20 protein-coding genes are annotated in these 20,635 nt (G+C 60.1%); all 20 read right to left on the bottom strand.

Annotated elements, in window-relative coordinates:
• Positions 1–5 precede the first annotated feature (5 nt).
• Positions 6–1,604 (bottom strand): F0F1 ATP synthase subunit alpha, encoded by a 1,599-nt coding sequence (gene atpA, locus AAA138_RS08740; protein WP_343007172.1) that lies wholly within the window; start codon positions 1,602–1,604, stop codon positions 6–8.
• Positions 1,604–2,080, bottom strand: a complete 477-nt coding sequence (locus AAA138_RS08735) for a F0F1 ATP synthase subunit delta (RefSeq protein ID WP_349090491.1) — start codon at positions 2,078–2,080, stop codon at positions 1,604–1,606. The genes atpA and AAA138_RS08735 overlap by 1 nt, the downstream gene beginning before the upstream one ends.
• Positions 2,070–2,672 carry a F0F1 ATP synthase subunit B gene (atpF, locus tag AAA138_RS08730; RefSeq protein WP_349090489.1) on the bottom strand — a complete coding sequence of 201 codons (603 nt, stop codon included), beginning with the start codon at positions 2,670–2,672 and terminating at the stop codon, positions 2,070–2,072. Before atpF ends, AAA138_RS08735 begins: the two co-directional genes overlap by 11 nt.
• Positions 2,673–2,687: 15 nt before the next feature.
• Positions 2,688–2,882: an ATP synthase subunit C gene (locus AAA138_RS08725; protein WP_022094262.1), complete on the bottom strand. Its 195-nt coding sequence runs from the start codon at positions 2,880–2,882 to the stop codon at positions 2,688–2,690.
• Positions 2,883–3,006: 124 nt separating this feature from the next.
• Positions 3,007–3,810 (bottom strand): F0F1 ATP synthase subunit A, encoded by an 804-nt coding sequence (gene atpB, locus AAA138_RS08720; protein ID WP_022094263.1) that lies wholly within the window; start codon positions 3,808–3,810, stop codon positions 3,007–3,009.
• A gap of 3 nt (positions 3,811–3,813) precedes the next feature.
• A complete protein-coding gene (locus AAA138_RS08715; protein ID WP_195234844.1) occupies positions 3,814–4,125 on the bottom strand; it encodes a hypothetical protein in 312 nt (103 codons plus the stop codon).
• A gap of 279 nt (positions 4,126–4,404) precedes the next feature.
• Entirely contained in the window at positions 4,405–5,052 is a 648-nt protein-coding gene (upp, locus tag AAA138_RS08710) for a uracil phosphoribosyltransferase (protein WP_118376863.1), read from the bottom strand.
• 123 nt (positions 5,053–5,175) lie between these two features.
• Entirely contained in the window at positions 5,176–6,717 is a 1,542-nt protein-coding gene (gene glpK, locus AAA138_RS08705; protein WP_349090488.1) for a glycerol kinase GlpK, read from the bottom strand.
• Positions 6,718–6,730: 13 nt separating this feature from the next.
• Positions 6,731–7,474: an L-threonylcarbamoyladenylate synthase gene (locus AAA138_RS08700; RefSeq protein ID WP_349090487.1), complete on the bottom strand. Its 744-nt coding sequence runs from the start codon at positions 7,472–7,474 to the stop codon at positions 6,731–6,733.
• 134 nt (positions 7,475–7,608) lie between these two features.
• Positions 7,609–8,055 (bottom strand): type II toxin-antitoxin system HicB family antitoxin, encoded by a 447-nt coding sequence (locus AAA138_RS08695; RefSeq protein WP_349090486.1) that lies wholly within the window; start codon positions 8,053–8,055, stop codon positions 7,609–7,611.
• Positions 8,056–8,320: 265 nt separating this feature from the next.
• The gene (locus AAA138_RS08690) at positions 8,321–9,577 is read right to left on the bottom strand and encodes a HemK/PrmC family methyltransferase (RefSeq protein WP_349090485.1); all 1,257 of its coding nucleotides are present in this window, start codon (positions 9,575–9,577) and stop codon (positions 8,321–8,323) included.
• A gap of 594 nt (positions 9,578–10,171) precedes the next feature.
• Positions 10,172–11,239, bottom strand: a complete 1,068-nt coding sequence (gene prfA / locus AAA138_RS08685; protein WP_055252487.1) for a peptide chain release factor 1 — start codon at positions 11,237–11,239, stop codon at positions 10,172–10,174.
• A gap of 248 nt (positions 11,240–11,487) precedes the next feature.
• Entirely contained in the window at positions 11,488–12,903 is a 1,416-nt protein-coding gene (locus AAA138_RS08680) for a M20/M25/M40 family metallo-hydrolase (protein ID WP_349090484.1), read from the bottom strand.
• A gap of 72 nt (positions 12,904–12,975) precedes the next feature.
• Complete coding sequence (locus AAA138_RS08675) at positions 12,976–13,761, bottom strand: amino acid ABC transporter ATP-binding protein (protein WP_349090483.1); 786 nt, start codon at positions 13,759–13,761, stop codon at positions 12,976–12,978.
• A gap of 22 nt (positions 13,762–13,783) precedes the next feature.
• Positions 13,784–14,932 (bottom strand): amino acid ABC transporter permease, encoded by a 1,149-nt coding sequence (locus AAA138_RS08670; RefSeq protein ID WP_349090481.1) that lies wholly within the window; start codon positions 14,930–14,932, stop codon positions 13,784–13,786.
• Positions 14,933–14,941: 9 nt separating this feature from the next.
• Entirely contained in the window at positions 14,942–15,868 is a 927-nt protein-coding gene (locus tag AAA138_RS08665; protein ID WP_225094001.1) for a transporter substrate-binding domain-containing protein, read from the bottom strand.
• Positions 15,869–16,162: 294 nt separating this feature from the next.
• Positions 16,163–17,056, bottom strand: coding sequence for an aldose 1-epimerase family protein (locus tag AAA138_RS08660; protein ID WP_349090480.1), 894 nt, complete (start codon positions 17,054–17,056; stop codon positions 16,163–16,165).
• A 113-nt stretch (positions 17,057–17,169) separates the two neighbouring features.
• Positions 17,170–18,039: a hypothetical protein gene (locus AAA138_RS08655; RefSeq protein WP_138375231.1), complete on the bottom strand. Its 870-nt coding sequence runs from the start codon at positions 18,037–18,039 to the stop codon at positions 17,170–17,172.
• 126 nt (positions 18,040–18,165) lie between these two features.
• Positions 18,166–19,482 carry an ATP-binding protein gene (locus tag AAA138_RS08650; protein ID WP_192919531.1) on the bottom strand — a complete coding sequence of 439 codons (1,317 nt, stop codon included), beginning with the start codon at positions 19,480–19,482 and terminating at the stop codon, positions 18,166–18,168.
• A gap of 213 nt (positions 19,483–19,695) precedes the next feature.
• Positions 19,696–20,562: a MerR family transcriptional regulator gene (locus AAA138_RS08645; protein ID WP_349090479.1), complete on the bottom strand. Its 867-nt coding sequence runs from the start codon at positions 20,560–20,562 to the stop codon at positions 19,696–19,698.
• Positions 20,563–20,635 lie beyond the last annotated feature (73 nt).

Here is a 20,635-nt window from a genome sequence, read left to right as displayed (position 1 = left end):
AGGGCTTAGTTCTCCTCTGATCCAGTCGTATCGGCATGGTGCTTGGCCATGAACTGCTGCTTGAAGTCACCGATGACCCGCAAGAGCTCGGCCTTGGTGTCGTCGTCGATCTTCTTGGCGCGAACCTTGTCGAGCAGCGAGCCAAAGCCATTGTCCATGTACTCGATGAGCTCGGCACGGAAAGGCAGCACGTCGGCGATCTCCAGGTCATCCAGGAAGCCCTCGTTGCCGGCAAACAGCGTAACGATCTGCTCGCCAACCTCAAACGGCTGGTAGCGCGGCTGCTTCAGGAGCTCGGTCATGCGAGCACCATGGGTCAGCTGCTTCTGAGTAGCCTCGTCGAGGTCGGAGCCAAACTGGGTAAAGCCAGCGAGCTCCTGATAGGAAGCAAGGTCCAGGCGAAGGTTGCCGGCGACCTGCTTCATGGCCTTGGTCTGTGCATCGCCACCGACGCGGGACACGGAGATACCCACGTCGACTGCCGGGCGCTGACCCTGGAAGAAGAGCTCGGACTGCAGGTAGATCTGACCATCGGTAATGGAAATGACGTTGGTCGGAATGTAGGCCGAGACGTCGCCGTCCTGGGTCTCGATGATCGGCAGTGCTGTCATGGAGCCGTAGCCGTTCTTCTTGGACATCTTGACGGCACGCTCGAGCAGACGAGAGTGCAGGTAGAAGATGTCGCCAGGATAGGCCTCACGTCCGGGCGGACGATGCAGCGTCAGCGACATCTGACGGTAGGCCACGGCCTGCTTGGACAGGTCGTCGTAGATGACGAGCACGTGGCCGCCGGGGTTGGTCTCGCTGGCGGGCTTACCGTCCTCGCCGTTGTACATGAAGAACTCGCCGATAGCGGCACCGGCCATAGGCGCGATGTACTGCATAGGGGCGGAATCGGCAGCGGTGGCCGAAACGATGATGGTGTAGTCGAGCGCACCGTGCTGAGCGAGGGTCTCGCGGATGTTGGCAACCGTGGAGGCCTTCTGGCCGATGGCGACATAGATGCAGACCATGCCCTTGCCGCGCTGATTGAGGATAGCGTCGATGGCAATGGCGGTCTTACCGGTCTTACGGTCGCCGATGATGAGCTCACGCTGACCGCGGCCGATAGGCACCATGGAGTCGATGGCCAACAGGCCGGTCTGAACCGGCTCGCACACCGGGGTACGGTCGATGACACCGGGGGCCTTGAACTCGATGGGGCGACGATGCGTGGCGACGATGTCGCCCAGGCCGTCGATGGGCTGGCCGAGCGGATTGACGACGCGGCCGAGCATGGCACGGCTCACGGGGATATCCATAATGCGGCCAGTGGTGCGGCACTCGTCGCCTTCCTTGATGGAGTCGACGGCACCGAACAGAACGGCGCCGACCTCGTCACGGTCAAGGTTCTGGGCAAGGCCGAAGACGGTCTCACCGGTATCGGAGCTCTTGAACTCCAGAAGCTCGCCTGCCATGGCGCTCTTGAGGCCGGAGACGCGCGCGATGCCGTCGCCTACCTCGTCGACCGTTGAAACCTCATGCGTATCGACCGTCGCGGAGAGGCTCGTGAGCTGCTCCTGCAGTTTCTTGGCGATATCCTGGGCATTGAGGGTTTCGGACATTAGGCTTCACCTCCGTACGAATTAGCAGAGTTTGCGAGGGTCTCCTGCGCGACGCGCAGCTGCGTCTTGACGGAAATGTCACGACGCTCGCCGCGGGCCTCGAGCACCAGGCCGCCCACGATAGACGGGTCGACCTGCTCGATAAGGAATACCTTGCGGCCGAAGTCCTGCTCGCATTTCTTAGTGATGGTTTGACGCAGCTCGTCGTCGAGCGGGATCGCCGTGGTGACGGTCACGCCCACTACATCCTCGTCTTCCTCGGCAACATACTTAAAGGCAGCTGCCACCTTGGGAAGAAGGTCGAGCTGGTCGCGCTTGGACATGGTGTCGAGCACGGCGATGATCTCGGGGCCGGCGCTAGCCAGGCGCTCGATCATCTCGAGGTCCTCGAACACATGGTTCTCGGCCTTGGCGGCTTCCAAAAGGGAGCGCGCGTAGGTCTCGAGTACCTTGTCCTGATAGCGGCTAGTCGGCATTCAGGCTACCTGCTTCCTGGATGTAGCGCTCGATGAGCTTCTTCTGCTCGGACTCGTCCTCGAGTGCCTCGCCCATGATCTTGGTGGCGACGGCAACGGACAGGTCGGCGATGGAGCTCGCGGCACCGGCGTAGATGGACTTGCGCTCGTCCTCGACGGTCGTATGGGCCTTGGCGATGATCTCCTCGGCCTCCTTGTGAGCAGCCTCGATGATACGGGCGCGCTCGGACTCGGCGTCCTTACGGGCCTCGAGAACGATGTCGGCAGCCTGACGACGGGCGTCGGTGACGATCGAGTCGGACTCAGCGCGCTTGGCGATGGCCTCCTGCTTGGTCTTCTCGGCCTCGTCGAGGCTCTCCTCGATCTTCTTGCCGCGCTCCTCCATGGTTTTCATGATGCCCGGCAGGGCGACCTTTGCCAGCACGATCCAGATGATCAGGAAGGCGATAAGCGCCGGGATGAACTCCGCCATCTTAGGGATGAGGATGTCCGCACCGGCAGCGCCGTCCTCGGCGAACGCGGAAACCGGCATAAGCAGCGCGGCCGCGGACGCGGAGAGTGCGATCGCGCTCTTCTGGGATGAAAGATTCATACTTGACGCTCCGTGCTATTTAACGATCAGCGCGACAACGAAGCCGATCAGAGCCAGAGCCTCGCCGAAGGCGGAGCCCATGATGAAGACGGTGAACACGCGGCCCTGGACCTCAGGCTGACGGGCCATAGCACCCGTAGCACCCAGAGCAGACAGGCCGATAGCAAGACCAGCGCCGATAACACCGAGACCGTAACCGATAACTCCCACGATTCCTCCTTTGTCGTGCGTGTCTTATTTCACGCAGGATAACCTTTTTATAACTGCCGGGCTCCATGGGTACGGGCACCGGCGGTTTAACGAATTGCCTTACCTTTAAGGCGCGAACGGAAGATTACTCCTCCTCCGCGACCTCCTCTGCCTCGGAGACATACACGGCGGTAAGGACCGTGAAGACGTAAGCCTGGATGGCGCCGACCACAAGCTCGATCGCATAGATCAGGATGAGGATGGCAAGCCAGGCCAGCGAAGGCAGGGCGCCGACGGCGTGGGCCGCGGAAACCTGCTGAAGCAGCGGCTGCATGAACATGCTCGCCATGATGGCGAACGAGCCCATGACCACGTGTCCTGCGAACATGTTGCAGAACAGACGGACGGCGAGCGTGATGAGGCGCAGGAAGGTCGAGAAAAGCTCGACGACCCACACAAGCACGTTCATCGGGAAGCTCACGCCCTGCGGGGCGAGGCTCTTGATGTAGCCGATCACGCCGTGAGCCTTGCATCCGTAGTAGATGAAGTACACGAAGGCGAAGATGGCGAGCGCAGCGGTGGAGCCGATTGCGCCGGTGCCAGGCTTCATTCCCGGGATCAGGCCGATCATGTTATTGATCAGGATGAACAGGAAAAGCGAGCACAGGAACGGGAAGTGCTTCTTCCAGTTCTCACCCACGACGCCCTTGCCGATATCGTTCTCGACGTACTCGATGATGTACTCGAAACCGTTGACGAAGAAGCCCTTGGGAACCAGGGTCTGCTTCTTCTTGAACACGGCCAGGACGATCAGGAGCACGATCGTGGAGACGATCAGCCAAAACGAGTACTGCGTGATGCCGCAGCTCAGATCGCCCACGACAGGGGTGGAGCTGAACTCGCTGACCAGATGATTAATCTCATCAGGCAGCTTTTCAAAAATTTCCACGACTTACCTTTCGACCTCATGAGGATCTCGCAGCGCCTTGGCGACGCGAACCGTGCAGGCGGCCATAAAGACCACGAAGCCGATCGCCTCGCCCAGGAGGAACATGCGAAATGCCTCTCCGAACAACGCAAACACAACCAAGGTAAAGACGAGCAGGGCGACTGCCGAGACCGCCAGACTCACCATGCCCTTGAGCATGTCCGCATTCTGCTTATCGTCAAGAACCGGCTTGAGCGTAAAGACAAAGGGAAGGAAGGCAATTGCGCCCGCGATGGCGCCTGCAACGATAGCGAGCAGATCGGCTATCTGAAACACTGGCTTCCTCGCTTTCCTTTTTACGCCTCACAGCACAGTCCCAGCCAAACATTGGTGACTATTGTACGAGCCAATCGCTAAAGTACAACCGTAAAACAAACGGTTAATACGCACCTGTACGTTTTCTTAAGGCCTTCTTTATGCCGCAGGTACGGTAATACGTTTTTTCGAACCCCTCAGCGCAAAACGTCCGTTAACAGAAGTGCGCGTGGACGACTTTTGCTCGCCCGCGCGCACCATTTCTTCGTATTTGTGACCGTAGCCGACAAGGCCCAACGACTAGAGCGTACCGTAGATGCGGTCGCCGGCGTCGCCCAGGCCGGGAACGATGTAGGCGGCCTCGTTGAGATGGTCATCGATGGCGCAGGTATAAATATGTACGTCGGGGTCCTTTTCGGTCAGTGACTTGAGGCCCTCGGGCGCGGCGACGATACACAGCATGCGAATATCCTTAACACCGCGCTCGCGCAGGTAGCTGATGGCCATCTCGGCCGAACCGCCCGTGGCGAGCATGGGGTCGACAACCAGGCAGATGCGCTGGTCGATATCCTTGGGCATCTTGCAGTAATACTCATGCGGCTCGTGGGTAACCTCGTCACGCTCCATACCGATGTGGCCCACGCGAGCGGAGGGCACCAGGTCGAGGATGCCATCGACCATGCCGAGGCCCGCACGCAGGATGGGAACGATGGCGAGCTTTTTGCCGGCGAGCTGCTTAAACGTTGCGGTGGTGATGGGAGTCTCGACCTCGACGTCTTCCATGGGCAGGTCGCGCATGGCCTCGTAGCCGTCAAAGAGCGCAAGCTCGCGCACGAGCTGGCGGAACTGGTTGGTGCCAGTGCTCTTGTCGCGCAAGATCGACAGCTTGTGCTGGACGAGCGGATGGTCGACAAGCGTCACACGGGACGTATCGTAGGTGACGGTCATGGGTTGATTGCCCCTTTCGTTGCGGCCGGAAGATGGCCTTGCTGGCAAGACGCATGGCGACGTTGTTGCCTCGCGCCGTGCATAAGTTTAACGGTTTGTTGCATCGAGCAGCTCGTCGCAACCCTACTGAGCGGTGTTGAGCGAACGCTTGACGGCATCACGCCAACCAGCGAGGTTGCTCTCACGGCGCTCGGCGGACATGTGAGGATGGAAGACTTTGACGATCTGAGCGTTTTGCTCCAGCTCCTCCAAATCCTCCCAATAGCCGACGGCAAGGCCCGCCAAGTACGCGGCGCCGATCGCCGTGGTCTCCACCGTCTCGCACTGCAGCACGGGGATATCCAGCAGATCGGCCTGGAATTGCATGATGAACTCGTTGCGCGAGGCACCGCCATCGACGGACAGGCGCTCAATCGAAAGTCCCACGTCCTGCTCCATGGCGCACAGCACGTCATAGCTCTGGTAGGCCATGGACTCGCAGGCCGCACGCACAATGGTCGCGCGACTCGAGGCGCCGGTCAGGCCGCACACGATACCGCGAGCATGCGGGTCCCACCAGGGAGCGCCCAGGCCTGCGAAGGCGGGGACGAAGTAGCAGCCCTCGTTGTCGCTGATCGAAGTGGCGAGTTGCGCGGACTCGCTCACGCTCGAGATGATGCCCATGTTGTTGCGCAGCCAATTCATGGTTGAGCCGGCGGCAAAGATAGAGCCCTCGAGCGCATAGCTGATCTTGCCGTCCGCGGCGATACCGATCGTGGAGACCAGACCGTTCTTGGATTCGACGATCTCGTCGCCGGTGTTCATGAGCATAAAGCAACCCGTGCCATAGGTGTTTTTGGTCTGGCCGGGATGGAAGCAGCAGTGGCCGAACAGCGACGCCTGCTGGTCGCCCGCCACGCCCATGATGGGTGGCATGTTGGTCATGATGTCGCTCGCGACGCGGCCGTAGTCGCCCGAGCTCCAACGAACCTCGGGCATCATGGAACGTGGAACGTCAAAGAGCGCCAGCAGATCGTCGTCCCAATCGAGCGTATGGATATTAAAGAGCGCGGTGCGGCTGGCATTGGTGTAGTCGGTGGCAAAGACCTGACCGCCGGTGAGGTTGTAGATGAGCCAGGTGTCGATGGTGCCGAACATGAGGTCGCCCGCCACCGCGCTCTCACGCGCACCGTCAACGTTGTCGAGGATCCACTGCACCTTGGAAGCCGAGAAATACGGATCGAGTGTGAGTCCCGTGCGGGAGCGCACCAGTTCTTCTGCGCCCTGCTCGACCAGCTCGTCGATCAGAGGTGCGGTGCGACGGCATTGCCACACGATGGCGTTATAGATGGGTTGGCCGCTTATGCGATCCCACACCACCGTGGTCTCGCGCTGGTTGGAGATACCGATGGCGGCAATGCGGTCAGAATGGATGCCGCTCTTAAACTGGACCTCCATCATCACGCCGATCTGGCTGGCAAGCACCTCCGTGGGATCCTGCTCCACCCAGCCGGGGCGCGGGAAGCTGGTTTTGACGCTACGGCGCGCCTGGGCGACGATGCAGCCGTACTCGTCGACGATGGTCGCGAGTACCGAGGTAGTGCCGCAGTCGAGCGCCATGATGTAGGAACCGCCAAAGCTAAACGAGGCGTCTTCCATACCCAGGCTACCTAGATTCAACGACATCGCTTACACCTTTCTATTGCATCGGGTCGGACAGGACCCGCTCGATCTCTGATGCGGGGAGCGCGCCTTGGCGCAGGATCTGGAGCTCGCCGCGCTGAAACGACACGATGGTTGAGGCGTCGCGACACGGGGTCTCACCTGCATCGACAGCCACATCGACCCCCTCCAGGATGCGCTCCTCCACCGTGACAAAACTTGCCGGCGCGGGCGCGCCGTGCGTGTTGGCGCTGGTGCAGGCAAGAGGGCTGCCGCAGGCGCGGATGAGCGCCTGAACCACGGGCGAGGCCGAAGCGCGAAGTGCCACCGTGTCGTCGGCGGCGCGCATAAAGGTCGGCACGCAGGGGGCCGCCTTGACCACGATAGTCAGGGCGCCCGGCCAGCATCGTCGGGCGAGCACGCGGGCCTCGTTAGGGATATCCACGCCATAGCGGTCGAGTGCCTCGGCATCATCGACCAGCCAGGCAACCGTTTGGGTGAGCTCGCGCTGCTTGAGGGTAAAGATGCGACGATATCCGGTACCGAGGGCGGGGGCCGCGGCGCCGTTGACGGTGGCCTGCGGATCGCGCGGCCACGGCAGAGGTTCACTTGTATCTTGTGGAACGGCATCCGAGAAGGCGTTGACCGCCACGGCGACACCGTAGACCGTCTCGGTTGGAATAAGCGCCAGGCCACCGCGACCGAGTAGCTCGGCCGTGCGCTCGACTGCAAGCCGATGCGGCTCGCGCGCTCCCTCGTATACCCGATAGACCGTCTGCATGTGTATGCCAGCCCCTTACGCTCTGGTGCAAGTTTGTTTACTGTGGGGCATTCTCGCACGAAACGTTCAACCTATTTGCCCAGAGCGCATGTTGGTTTGGTGAGCGGCTCTAGTAGTCGGTGAAAGTGAGGGGGTTATTGGACGGCTACGAACTTCTTTGGCCTGCCGGCGTGGCGTTCTTGGGCGGCGTAACGCTCGATGCTTTCTATCGTTATCATCCGACGGCCGCCGACGAGTTCAACATCGAGCTTTCCGGCTTTGACCAGCGCGGTAATCCGCGGAGCGGAGACTTTGAGGTCCAGTGCTGCGTCTTTAAATGTTCGGCACGCCGCTTCCCGAGCGTCCTCGTGGTCGATTTCGACTGAAAGGGCCACGACCTCGGCCGAGCGTTCGTACCCTGCCGGAGTCAAGCCGTTGTTGAGATCGTCGGCCAAAAACGCCATCAGCGCCTCGGTGGCATGGGCAATCGCTTCTTCGCGCGTATCGCCATCGGCAAAAGCGCCGGGAATCTGCGGGAAGCTTGCGCAGTAACCGTCGTCTTCTTTTATGAGAACGCAGTCATAGGTAAATCGCTGCCTCATTTTGCCTCCAACTACCATCCAGCTTGGCGACGAATACTTTCCCACGTGCCCTTCTTTGGTCGATCACCACCAGAGCCGTTCACGGTGACAACACGGTCGCCAGAAACATACTTAGCATGACCACCGACTTGCGCGACCTTCACGAATCCATCGTGCTTGAGTAGGGCAATGATTTCCCGAAAGGTAGGAGGTTGCATGGGCCGACCTCTTTCAGCCGTCCTAATTATAAACTACTTTATAATTTTTGCTAACCAGTTAATAAATATTACTGGCGCTGTTTGGGCTCGGTGACGATGGCTCGGACGATGCGGGGACGATCGGTGAGGTCGTGGACGATACGCACGTCCGAAAGGCCTGCCTGGCGACAGAGCTCGGCCGCGGCATCGAGGGCGCCCTCGTAGAGCTCGCAGGCAAACAGGCCGCCGGCGCGCAACATGTAAGGTGCCGCGTTGAGCAGGCGGCGGAAGATATCGAGGCCGTCGGCACCGCCCTCGAGCGCCAGATCGGGCTCAAAGTCCTTGACCTCGTGCGGCAGCGAGCGCATGACATCGGTGGGGATGTAGGGCGGGTTGGAGACGAGTACGTCAAAGGTGCCCCACTCTTCGCGGGGAATGGAGCTCACCAGGTTCGTGAGGCTAAAGGCGACCTCGTCGGACGTGAGGCCAAGTGCATCGCGGTTTTTGGTAGCAAGGTCGATGGCACGCGGCTCGATATCGGTAGCAGCGCAGGTGACGTGGCCGCGACGCTCCCAGGCAAGCGAGAGCGAGATGCAGCCCGTGCCGCAGCCGACCTCGAGAACGCGGGCAGTGCGGGGCTCGGCTGGGGCAGGTGCGTTGGCCTCGGCGGCATCTTGCGCGGGAGTCGCCTGTTGGTCGTTGTCCTCAATGGCGATGCCGTATTCGTCGAGCTCGGGCTCGGGGGTTTCCATGGCTTCGGCTTCTGCTGCCTGCGCGGCTTCCTCGGCCTCACGATCGGCTAGCTCCTCGGCATAGGCGCGGCTACCGAGCACGTCGCTACCCAGCGCAGCCTCATCGGCGGCCGTCAGGTTGGCGGCACGGCGCTCGGCGGTCGCGCGTTCGCCTGCCAGCGCCGCCTCGGCTTTGCGAGCCTGCTCGACCTCATCGTTCCAAGGCAGCTCCACGCGCTGGCGGGCGGCGGCCTCGGGGCTCAGCACCTCGGCATCCAGATAGTTCAGGACCTCTTCGACGAGCATCTCGGTCTCGGGGCGCGGAATGAGCACACCGGGGGCGCACGCGACGTCGATCATGCGAAACTGCGTGCTACCGGTGATGTATTGCAGCGGCTCGCCCTTCGCGCGACGGACGACCGCCGCGTGCATGGTCTCGAGCTGCGCTGCGTCAAGTGTCTCGTCCATGCGCATATACAAGTCGATACGCGCCAGGCCCGTTGCCGCACACAGCAGCCACTCGGCAGAAAGACGGGGATGCTCCTCACCGCGCTCGGCCAGGTACTCCTTGGTCCACTCGAGACAACGCTTGATGGTCCAGATCTCGTTTGCCATGGGGTCCTCCCCTCTTAAGCGCCGAGCGGCGCGCGAATGTCGGAGCAGATTGTACGCGAGGGTGGCACGCAGCAAGGGACGATTGGAAGCGATTATCGAGAATCAGCCCAGAATTTTGCTTGGAGCCTGCCTAGAGTGTTCATTCGTCGACGTCTAAATCTGCATCCGTCAAGCTTTTGGCAAGGTTGCCCCAAAACAGACCAATATCTAACCAAGAACTTGCCAAATCACTTGACGCGCGACGCATCAAAAATCGCCCCGCGACTTCTTGAACGATTTTTTGAGCATTATTTTCAATAGCAGATGCACACCGTTAATTGCCTTAAGCAGGTAAGCAGCTCAAAGGCCATCACAGCTTATTGAATAACATCTCAAAGCAATGTGCCCAACCTAGTCATTTAAGAACGTCCCCAATGACTGCATCAAGGTCCCGCAGGTTGAGCATAAGTCAGCGAAAACGCCCCTAAGCGAGCAAGGTGACGTGAAAGAGGAGGGAAGCGTACTTCGGTACGCGACCGACGATTGAACGTCAGATTGCCGCTTAGGGGCGTTTGCAGCGTCGAGCCGTTACGGCGTTTGGTAAAACGCCGTAACTTAAACTGCTTGTGCCAGCTTCTCGGCACGCTCGGCGGCGGCGAGCGCCTCGATGACGGTGCCGAGCTGGTCGCCCAGAAGGACGCCGTTGTAGGTGGAGTTGAAGCCGATACGGTGATCGGTCACGCGGTCCTGGGGCTGGTTGTAGGTACGAATCTTCTCGGAACGGTTGCCGTGGCCGATCTGGCTCTGGCGCTCGGCACCGAGCTCTGCCTGCTGCTTCTCGAGCTCCATCTCGTACAGACGAGCGCGCAGCATCTGCATGCAGACCTCGCGGTTCTGGATCTGGGAGCGCTGCTCCTGCGACTGCACCACGGTGTTGGTGGGCAGGTGGGTGATGCGCACGGCGGAGTAGGTGGTGTTAACGCACTGACCGCCAGGGCCCGAAGCGCAGTAAGTGTCGATGCGCAGATCGGACTGGTTGATCTGGACGTCAATCTCCTCGGCCTCGGGAAGCACGGCGACGGTAGCCGTGGAGGTCTGGATGCGACCCTGGGACTCGGTCTTGGGAACGCGCTGGACGCGGTGCACGCCAGACTCGAACTTCATGACGGAGTAGACGCGGTCGCCCTCGACCTTGAACTCGATGGACTTAAAGCCACCGGCCTCGCTGGGGCTGGAATCGAGCACGGTAGTCTTCCAGCCGCGCGACTCGCAAAAGCGCTGGTACATCTTGTACAGATCGCCGGCGAAGATGGCCGCCTCGTCGCCACCGGCGGCGGAGCGGATCTCGACGATGGTGTTCTTGTCGTCGTTGGGGTCGCTCGGGATGAGCATGTACTTGATGTCTTCCTCGAGCTGGGGAAGCTTGGCCTCGTTTTCGGAGATGTCCATCTGGAGCATCTCCTTCTCATCGGCATCGGTGGTATCGTGCAGCATTTCCTTGGCAGCCTCGATGTCATCGAGCGCGCCGATGTACTCGCGCGAGGCGGCAATGAGGTCGGACTGGTGCGCGTACTCCTTGTTGAGACGCGTGAACTCCTTGATATCGGAGGCGACGGCCGGGTCGGAAAGCTTCTTCTCGAGCTCCTCGTAGGCCTTGATGATCTTTTCGAGCTTGTCGCGCATGACGGACTCCTTTATATGCGTGAAGGCGAAAATCGGCAGAATTGATGGGGCGCGGGGCGCCGCTGCGGGGGTAAGTCCAGCTAGAGCATGTCGATCTTCAGATACATGCGCATCCCTTCGCGTATGGGGTACATAGTTGCGGTCTAACCCATATATGATAGCGTGCGCAGGCAAACCTGCATATAACCCGCACGGAATGATTGGTGCAAACAAACCTGACCCCATTGCACCAAGGGCTTGCTTTTTGGCTAGAGCGTTTGGAGTAGAGCGACGAGGAAGCGGATGCCTTGGAGGTAGGCGCGGCGGGTGATGCGCTCGTTGGTGCCGTGGACGCCGCGATCACACTCGTCGTCATCAACCACAAAGGCCGAGAAGCGAATGCACTCAGGGCAAATGTGCTGGTAGTTGGCAGCGTCGGTCGCACCGATCACGGTCGAGGGCACAATTGCCACTGGCTCGAATGATCCATTTTCCTCCGTCTCCTTTGGATCACGGAAATAGCGGGCGGCGATGGAGCGAACCGCCTCGAGGCCGGGACCACCGATGCGCGGGGACGGCGAGGGTTCGGAGCTGCCGGGGCCTAGCTCCACTTCGACACGACCGGCAAGGTCCGCCCCGGCAACCGCCTCACGGCAGCGCGCCACAACGTCGGCCACGCTCGTGCCCTCGAGCATGCGGAAGTTGATGTTGGCCCACATATCCTGCGGCATTACGTTGGCGCCGGTGCTGCCACCCTCAATCTGCGTGGGTGCGCAGGTGGTCGTCACCAGCGGATAGAGTTTCTTGCTGGCGAGGCAATCGCGGACAATGGCGCCCCCGTTGGCGGCAATTTCATCCGCCGTGTAGAGCCCCAGCTCGACGAGCTGGGCGGCAAGCAAATCGGTCACGCGCGTCGGCCACTCGATATCGCAGATTGCGGTGATGGCACGGCTGAGCACCTCGAGCGACGTGCCGCCGTAGGGATTAGAAGAATGTCCACCCGCGCTCTTTGTCTTGAGCACGATATCGGCATAGCCCTTCTCCGCGAGGTCAGCGTGCATGAGCCAACCCTCGCCCGCGCTGTACTCGGCATCCGAAACGATGCGGTAGTCGCCCTCGTCGATCAGGAACTCGAGCTCAACACCGCGCTCCTCGAGCGCGCGGCCGATGGTGCCTGCGCCGTACTGCGTGGTTTCCTCGTCCTGGCCAAAGGCCAGGAGCAGCGTGCGCTCGTGCTGCCAACCGTGCGCCAGCGCATACTCGACAGCCTCGAGAATGCCTGCGACCTGGTCCTTCATGTCGATCGCGCCGCGACCCCAAATGTAGGTGTCGTCCACGTGCCCGCTAAAGGGGGCGTGCGTCCAGTCGGCCTCGGTACCCGGCACCACGGGGACCACGTCCATGTGGCCCATGAGCATAACGGGCTTGAGGGCAGGGTCGGAACCGCTAAGTGTCACCAGCAGCGAATGATTGATAAGCTCGACCTCGCCCGCCGCAAATACGTGCGGCCAGGCCTGCTGCATATAGGCGCGCAGGTCGTCGAAGGGCTGCCAGTTCACCGCCTCGGCATCCATGCTCGAGATGGTCGGAAATGACAGCACGCGGCCCAAGCGCTCGCACGCGCCAGTTTCGTCCAAATCGGCAAAATCGTCCTCATGCGCAAAGAAGCGCCAAACCTCGGCCATGACATCCTTTCGATTGTGATGACGAGGGCCGCCCCACCGGAGCGGCCCTGCCACGCAAACATTTGCGGTTGGTTATTTGTCCTCGAGATAACGCGAGAGAAACTCGCGGGTGCGCTGGTGCTTGGGGTTGCCGAAGAGCTCGGCCGGCGCGGCGTCCTCGAGCACCACGCCCTTGTCCATAAAGACCACGCGGTCGGACACGGTTCGGGCAAAGGCCATCTCGTGCGTGACGACGACCATGGTCATGCCGTCGGCAGCGAGCTTGCGCATGACCTCGAGCACTTCTCCCACGATCTCGGGGTCGAGCGCGGAGGTCGGCTCGTCGAACAGCATGATCTGCGGATTCATGCACAGGGCACGAGCGATGGCCACGCGCTGTTTTTGACCACCGGACAGGCGGCCCACGGCGGCGTGCGCGAACTTTTCGAGTCCCACGCTCGTCAGATGCTCCATCGCGACCTTCTCGGCCTCGGCCTTGTTCATCTTTTTGAGCGTGACGGGCGCGAGCGTGCAGTTGTCGAGCACATCCATGTTGTTGAACAGGTTAAAGCCCTGGAACACCATGCCGATGTCCTCACGCAGCTTATTAATGTTGCAGCGCTCGGCCGTAAGGTCCTGGCCGTGGAACCAGATGTGGCCCGCGTCCGGGGTCTCGAGCAGGTTGAGGCAGCGCAGAAAGGTCGACTTGCCCGAGCCCGAGGCGCCGATAATGGTGACGACCTCGCCGGATTTGACGGACAGGTCGATGCCTTTGAGCACCTCGAGCGAGCCAAAGCTCTTGCGCAGGCCTTCAACGCGGATGAGCGGCTCATTGGTCTGTGCGGCGGCCGCAACGCCGGTAGTGGCGGTATCTGCCATGATAATTCTCCTCGTCTTGAGCCTAGTTGGAGCTGGGCAGCGTTGCCGAGGCCTCGGCGCCGAGCTTTTTGCCAAAGGCTTCGAGCAGGCGGCTCGCCACGAGCGTCAGGATCAGGTAGACCACGAGCGCCACGCAGTAAACCTCCATCTGGCGGTAGTACACGCCGGCGACCGTGGTAGTAGCGTACATAAGGTCGAACACGCCGATAACCGAGAGCACCGACGAATCCTTGATGTTGATGATGAGCTCGTTGGTGAGCGCCGGAATCGCGTTTTTAATACCCTGGGGGAACACGACTTTGCGCATAGCCTGCCACTGCGACAAACCCAGCGAGCGTGCTGCCTCGGCCTGCCCGGGATCGATGGACTCGATGCCGCCGCGCAGGACCTCCATCATGTAGGCGGTGGAGTTGAGCGAGATGGTGACGAGGCCGGCGGTGAAGGTACTCCAAATCTGGTTGGCCTGAGCGGTCTCGAAGCCCATGCCGCGCAAAACGGTGAAGCCCGCGTAATAGATGAGCAGGCCCTGAACCATCATGGGCGTGCCGCGCACGATGGTGGAGTAGATGGTCGCAAAGCCGCGGCCGATACTCTTAAAGAAGCGCACCAGGTCGTTGTCCACGCGATCGAACGTCTGAATACGCAGGAACACAAAGAGCAGCGCCAGGAAAAAGGCGATGACGGTACCGAAGGTCGCAAGTGCGATGGTGATCTCGATGCCGCGGATGAAGAAGTCGCCGCTCTTGTAGGTCATGTAGACCAGGCTCGACAAAAAGTCGCTGGGGTTGGAGTCCGAGACAATGCTCACTTGCACCAGGTCGATAAATGACATGACGCAGCGGTCGACAAAGAAGATCGCCGCAATAGCAACGACGACATAGCTGCCCAGGCGCGCGCCGCGACGGAAGCGCTCGGATGCGAACGGCGATTTTTCGCGATAGTCGTTCCAGTGCATGAGTTTGGTGACGAGCGCCGCCGCCGATACGACGAGCCAGGCCCAAAGAATTGCCCAAAGGCAATCCTGGAAGATACCGGTGGGGGCCAAGAAGCTCAGCGGCGTGGGGTTGCGCTGGCTAAACGCCAGGCCGAGCGCCGCGATAACGCTCGTGCCCAGGTACACATAACGGTGGTCGGCCTTGATAAAGGAGGCCAGACGATTGATGGTTTTCATGCTGCCTCCCTATGCCGGCTGACGGTCGAGGCACGCGTCCCACATTTGGTCGCGCTCCTCTTGGCTAATGCCCTTGAGTGTCTTGTCGATGAGCTTAAGCAGCTTGTCCGAGCCCTTGCGGCAGCCGACGTTTGCCGCGACCTCCTGCTTAAAGCCCTCGCCCTCAGCAAAATGAATAGGGACAATGCCCGGATTTTGGGCCATATAGCCCTTCTCGTTCTCGGTGTTGTAGGTCACGGCGTCGCACGTGCCCTGCAGCAGGTTCGAGAACACCGTGGGAACCGAATCGACCGGGTTTTTGTGCACAACGCCCGGAATCTCGTCGATGACGGTATCGAGCATAGTGTCCTTTTGCCCGAGCACCGTGGCGCCGCTAAAGTCGCTGAGCTTGGTCGCATTCTGGTAGGGCGAGCCCTCTTTTACGAACAGGCCAAAGTAGCCAATGAAGTACGGGTCGGAAAAACCGACGGACTCTTCGCGCTCGGGCGTAGCGCTCATGCCGGCGATGATGAGGTCGATCTGGCCGTTGTTGAGCGAATCGATAAGGCCCGAGAAGCTCTGCTTGACGGCAACGGGCTCGCCACCGAGGGCCTTGCAGACGATCTTGGCGATCTGCACGTCGTAGCCATCGGCATAGGCGCCCTGCACGTTGTCGATGGGGATGGTGTACTCGCTGGCTTCGGAAACCTGCCAGTTGTACGGGGCGTAGGCTGCCTCCATACCAATGCGGATCTTATCCTTGCCGATCACGGAATCGGACAGGTCGTCGCGACCGCCGCCCGTCGTGGGCTGAACCACCTTGAGCGTGGACGGGCGCTGACAGCCGGCGAGCGCGCCGGCGACGACGGAAGCGCTCGCAGCGAGAGCGCTACCCAAAAAGATGCGACGGCTGCATACCGGCTGTGGATGCGCGTCGCGTTGATGGGGAGAATGCATAATCTGCCTTCCCTGTTGAATCGTATGCTGACGACTTAACAGGATACCGCTCAGCGTTACTTCCAGCAGATGCATATATAAGATGCATATATACAAATTAACGAACTGAAAACGATTAGTAGCCGTTGGGGACGTTCTTAAACGACCAGTCAAACAAGAACGTCCCCAACGACTAGGCATGAAAAAGGCAAGGCATAGACCTTCTGGTCATGCCTTGCCTTTTGAATGACAAATTGTCGCCCTGGATGGCGCGCAGCGTCGACCGGCCCGCCGTTCGTCAGAACGGCGGAACCTCTAGAGCAAAGTGACGCTAAAGCTGCGGACGTCCGTCTCGCCCGGCGCCAGCGTGATGGTGTTGACCTTGTGCTCAAAGACGTCGTCCTCGGTGTCCATGGTGGTGTGACCGGTCCAGGGCTCGAGCGCCACAAACGGGGCGTCGTTGGCGGCAGACCACACGCCGATGTACTTAAAGCCCTCAAAGTCGATCTTGACGCCATGGCCCGACTTGCGACCGCGCAGCGTGAGCGTGGAACCCGGGGTATCGGTGAACATGATGGCATCGTTATCGAAGCTGCGGTGCGTGATGGGCAGCACGTCCGAGTTATCGGGAGCCTTGTAGCTGTCCTCGAACGTCATGAGGCCATCGGGCGTGATGATGGGGGCCTCGTTGGTCCAAGCCTCGGTAAATGCCAGCTCGTAATCCTCGAATGCCTCGTCCTCGGCACCGGGAGCGGGCACGTTAAATGCAGGGTGGCCGCCCACCGAGAACGGCAGTTCTACGTCGCCGGTGTTCGCAACGGCAAAGGTCTGCGTGAGCGTGGCGTCGCCGGTTAGGGCATAGGTCATGTTGAGCTTAAAGTGGAAGGGGAAAGCCTTGAGCGACTCGGGCGTATCGGTGATCTCGTAAGTTACCGAGGAGCCGTCCTCCGAGACCTCGACCAGCTTGTGCTCGACGATGCGCGCGAGTCCGTGGCGCGGCATCTCGCAGGTGCCAGCCGCAGACGTCGCCGTGTTGTTGCGCAGTGAGCCCACGATGGGGAACAGAATGGGCGCATGCTTGCCCCAAAAGGCCGGGTCGCCCTGCCACAGATACTCGTTGCCGTTGAGGGCAAGGCTCGTGAGCTGGGCGCCCATGGAATCGATGGCCGCGGTGAGGCCGCCGCGCTTGATGGTAGTAACGGTAGACATGCTACTTCCTCCAAAAGTAAACAATAGTGTCGAGGGCTATTGTCCCACTCTTGGCGGCGGGACGGGACGGCAGGCGATTATTGAGTAGCCATAGCGGAATGAGCGGCGAGTGCCTACTGGGTATCCACGTAAAGGTCGAACCCGCCCTGCGGTGTAGTGTCGACCGTGTCGGGCGCCTGTGAGTTAAAGTTCACGGGGACCATGCGCTTTGAGGCGCGGAAGCGCGTGCCGTCGGTGGCGACGGGCGGTTCATCGACGGTGAGCTCGTAGTCGCCGGGCTTGAGCTCGATGCCGTCACCAGCGGAATTGACGTATTGATACTCGTCGATCGTCTGCCCTTTGAGCGTGCGCCCCACGATATGGATGAGCATTTGGCTGTCGCCGCGCGCGGTGTCCCACGTCGCGCCGTCCTTGACCTCGACCGACACATGTACCGAGCGCGTGCGGCCGAGCGATTGCTCGACAGACATCTCGACCTTGGCGGCGTCTTTTCGCTGTTGCTCAACATGGCTCCAGACGTTTCCAATTACCGAGCATGCGATAACGCCGGCCATGAAGGCGATAAGGATGGGGCCGAGCGGAGAGCGACGTCCTGCATCTTCCTCGCGAGACAGATTGGGGCGACGTGTGGGCGCGGGCGCCTGGGCACCCTGCGAGGGCACGTCGAGAATACTGAAGGATGCCGTGCTGTCGGGATCGATGGTGTGACGCGGCTGCGGGGTCTTTGCCGGCGAGATCGACATGTCGGCTGGCTCGCCGAGCGTGGCCGTAGCGTCGGCCTTGGCCTCGTCTGCCTCGGCCTGGGCCCAAGCTTGTTCGAAGGTCAGGGGCTCGACGGAATCGAGGGCGGCGTCCGAGTCGGCGGCGACGTCGTTGCCGGTCTCGTCCTCGTCGCTCGACACGTCACGCGGCGTAGGCTCGTCCCACCCCTCGTCCGGAGCCTCACCCTCGCTATACCACCATTCAAAGTTATCGATATCCATACGGGGCGCCCCTTAGGCCTCGCAAATAAACACTTGTTAGCCTTATACCCCCAGACGGCACGAGGGCTCGCACGGAATGCGAAAAAGGACTGCTCCTTTGTCGCATCGAAACGGATCTGTTTGCGTTTAGCCGCGGGTAATCTTATTTCTCAACAAGAAGTCGACTGCCCCCACGATTCTGATGCCATCGATGTCCGTTGGATGGTCGCCATCCCTGACAATCAGGATCTTCTCATACGAATCAGGAATTTTTCCTAGCGTGCTTAGCTTGAGCGGTCGCAGCTCGCGTTCTCTCGTCGCCTCGGCATCGATCCGCTCGGTAACCTGGATATATTTGCGGTCCGATCCCTCGCCGATTGCGACAAAGTCGATTTCCCCCGCGCGCAGATGGCCGCAAAACACTTCGTATCCTTCAAATACAAGCTGGTTGTAGATAACGTTCTCGAGCATCCTTCCGCTATCGCTACCTCTATATCCGTCAAGATAGCTGCGAATTCCCGTATCAGCTATGTAATATTTACCGCCTGTCTTAAGAAGCTCCCGCCCCTTGATGTCATACCTTTTTACTTTGGTAAACAGGTACGTCTCTTCCAGAGCGTCAATATATGCCGACACCGTCGATGCGTTGGTCTTACCGCCCGCCGATTCGTTGAGCGTCCCTACGATTTTGTTGACCGAGGTTTGGTTGGAGATGTTGTCTGCCAGATACGCACAGAGCCGCTCGAGAACATCGCGCTTGGTGATAGCTCCGCGACCCCTACGCGTCGCACGCGACAGGATATCGCGCGCGACGATCGTCTGGTAGAGGCTACGGATATAGTCGCGGCACAGCTCACGTCTCGGCTCATCATGGGCCAGAAACGGCATGCCGCCATAGGTTATGTACTGCTCAAGCACGGTATTTGAATTAAGGCGATCGCCCGTTTTGGAAACAAGTTCGACCCTCTCACCAAGCCCTTCAGCGGCGACCGCATCAATCGAGCGAAAATCAAGATATTCGCTAAACGTGAGAGGCTGCATCTTGACCTCGACATATCGGCCCGAGATAAGCGTTGCGAGCTCGCTCGATAGCAAAAAGGCATTGGAGCCCGTGACATAGATATCGCACGGCAAATCCACTCGGAGCGAGTTGACCGCCTTTTCCCAACCTTCGACATTCTGGAGCTCGTCAAAGAACAGGTAGGGATGATCGATGCCGTCGATGCGCTCCCGGACCATACGATAAAACGTCAGATAATCCGTAATTCCCGTGTACTCTAGAGATTCCATCTTAAAGGTCAGCAAACGCTCGGCTGGCACCCCCTGTTGCGCCAGATAGTCCCTCATCATGTCCAATAACGTTGATTTGCCACAACGGCGTATGCCCGTCACGATTTTGATGAGGTCGGTATCCTGAAAAGCAATGAGTCGATCAAGATAACGGCTTCGGCGAACGATATCCATAGAGTCTCCCTAGCGCCCGGCCAGACATGAAATCTTATAAACTTGCATTTTTTGCAAGTTTATAAGATGTTACCTTAGAAACTTGAAGAATTTGCAAGTTTCTAAGGAATGGAATGTGACAAAAGGACTGTCCCTTTGTCACATCGAAGTTGCGGTGGAATAGTTCCTGTTTGCACACCTACTCGAGCTATTTAGGGACTATTTCACCGCAAGTCATTTGAGGGCGACGGGGATTTGGATACAGCAGAAGTCCTCTTGGTGAGACTCGTCGTAGCTCGTGGTGTCCAGGTAGCAAAAATCGAAAGCGTTGCCGATGGGCTGGAGCGCATGTTTGTCCATGCAGGCGACGATGGCGCGGATACCCTCGGGCTCGTACGGCATGCCCCAGCGGCTCATGCATAGATACGTGCCCTCGGGCAGCACCTCGACGCCGATCTCTACCAGCTCGGCAGGATCGCTCGGCAGCGTTTCCTCGGCACCGCGCGGCAGCACGGCAAAAGAGCCGGCACCGGCGATGGGGTCGTCGGAATGCAGTGCCTCTCGACGCAGCATGGCACCCCAACCGCGCATGGGGCGTGTGCCCGTCAGTGCACGCATGCGTAAAATCGCCCGCATAAGCGTGGGATGAAGCATCGAGCGGCCGCGCTCGATATCGCCCGGGAACTCCTCAAAGACCACGTAGCGGCGCTCAAACTGTTTGAGCTCCGGCTTGCCCTCACGCTCGCGCCAGTAGACCGCTTCGTCGTAAAAGCTCAGGCGCTCCTGCACGCTGGCGCGCTCGGCTTTGAGCCCGGCAATCTGTTCGTCGAGCGCCTGCACCCGCGAGCGCAGGTGGTCGGTCATCTCTCCAATGTCGAACGTCGAGGTCAGGCGGTCAATCTCGTCGAGCTCCAGCCCCAAGTCGCGCAACATGCAAATCAGGCGCATAAGCGGAATCTGCGTGGGCGAATAGAAACGGTAGCCCTTTTCGTTGACCACGGCGGGTTTAAACAGACCGATCTTGTCGTAGTAGATGAGCGTTTGGCGTGAGACGTTAAACAAGCTCGCCATCTCGCTAATCGCATACATACCCGTCTGCATAGGTCCTCCCGACACACCAAAGCCCGCCGCCCACAGGGGCAGCGGGCTCAAACACTACTCGTATCCTACCCTA

The sequence above is a fragment of the Collinsella sp. CLA-JM-H32B genome (genome assembly GCF_040098065.1).
Lineage (GTDB): Bacteria > Actinomycetota > Coriobacteriia > Coriobacteriales > Coriobacteriaceae > Collinsella.
The sequence above is the reverse complement of the archived record's forward strand: the minus strand, read 5'-3'. Positions and strand labels throughout refer to the sequence as shown.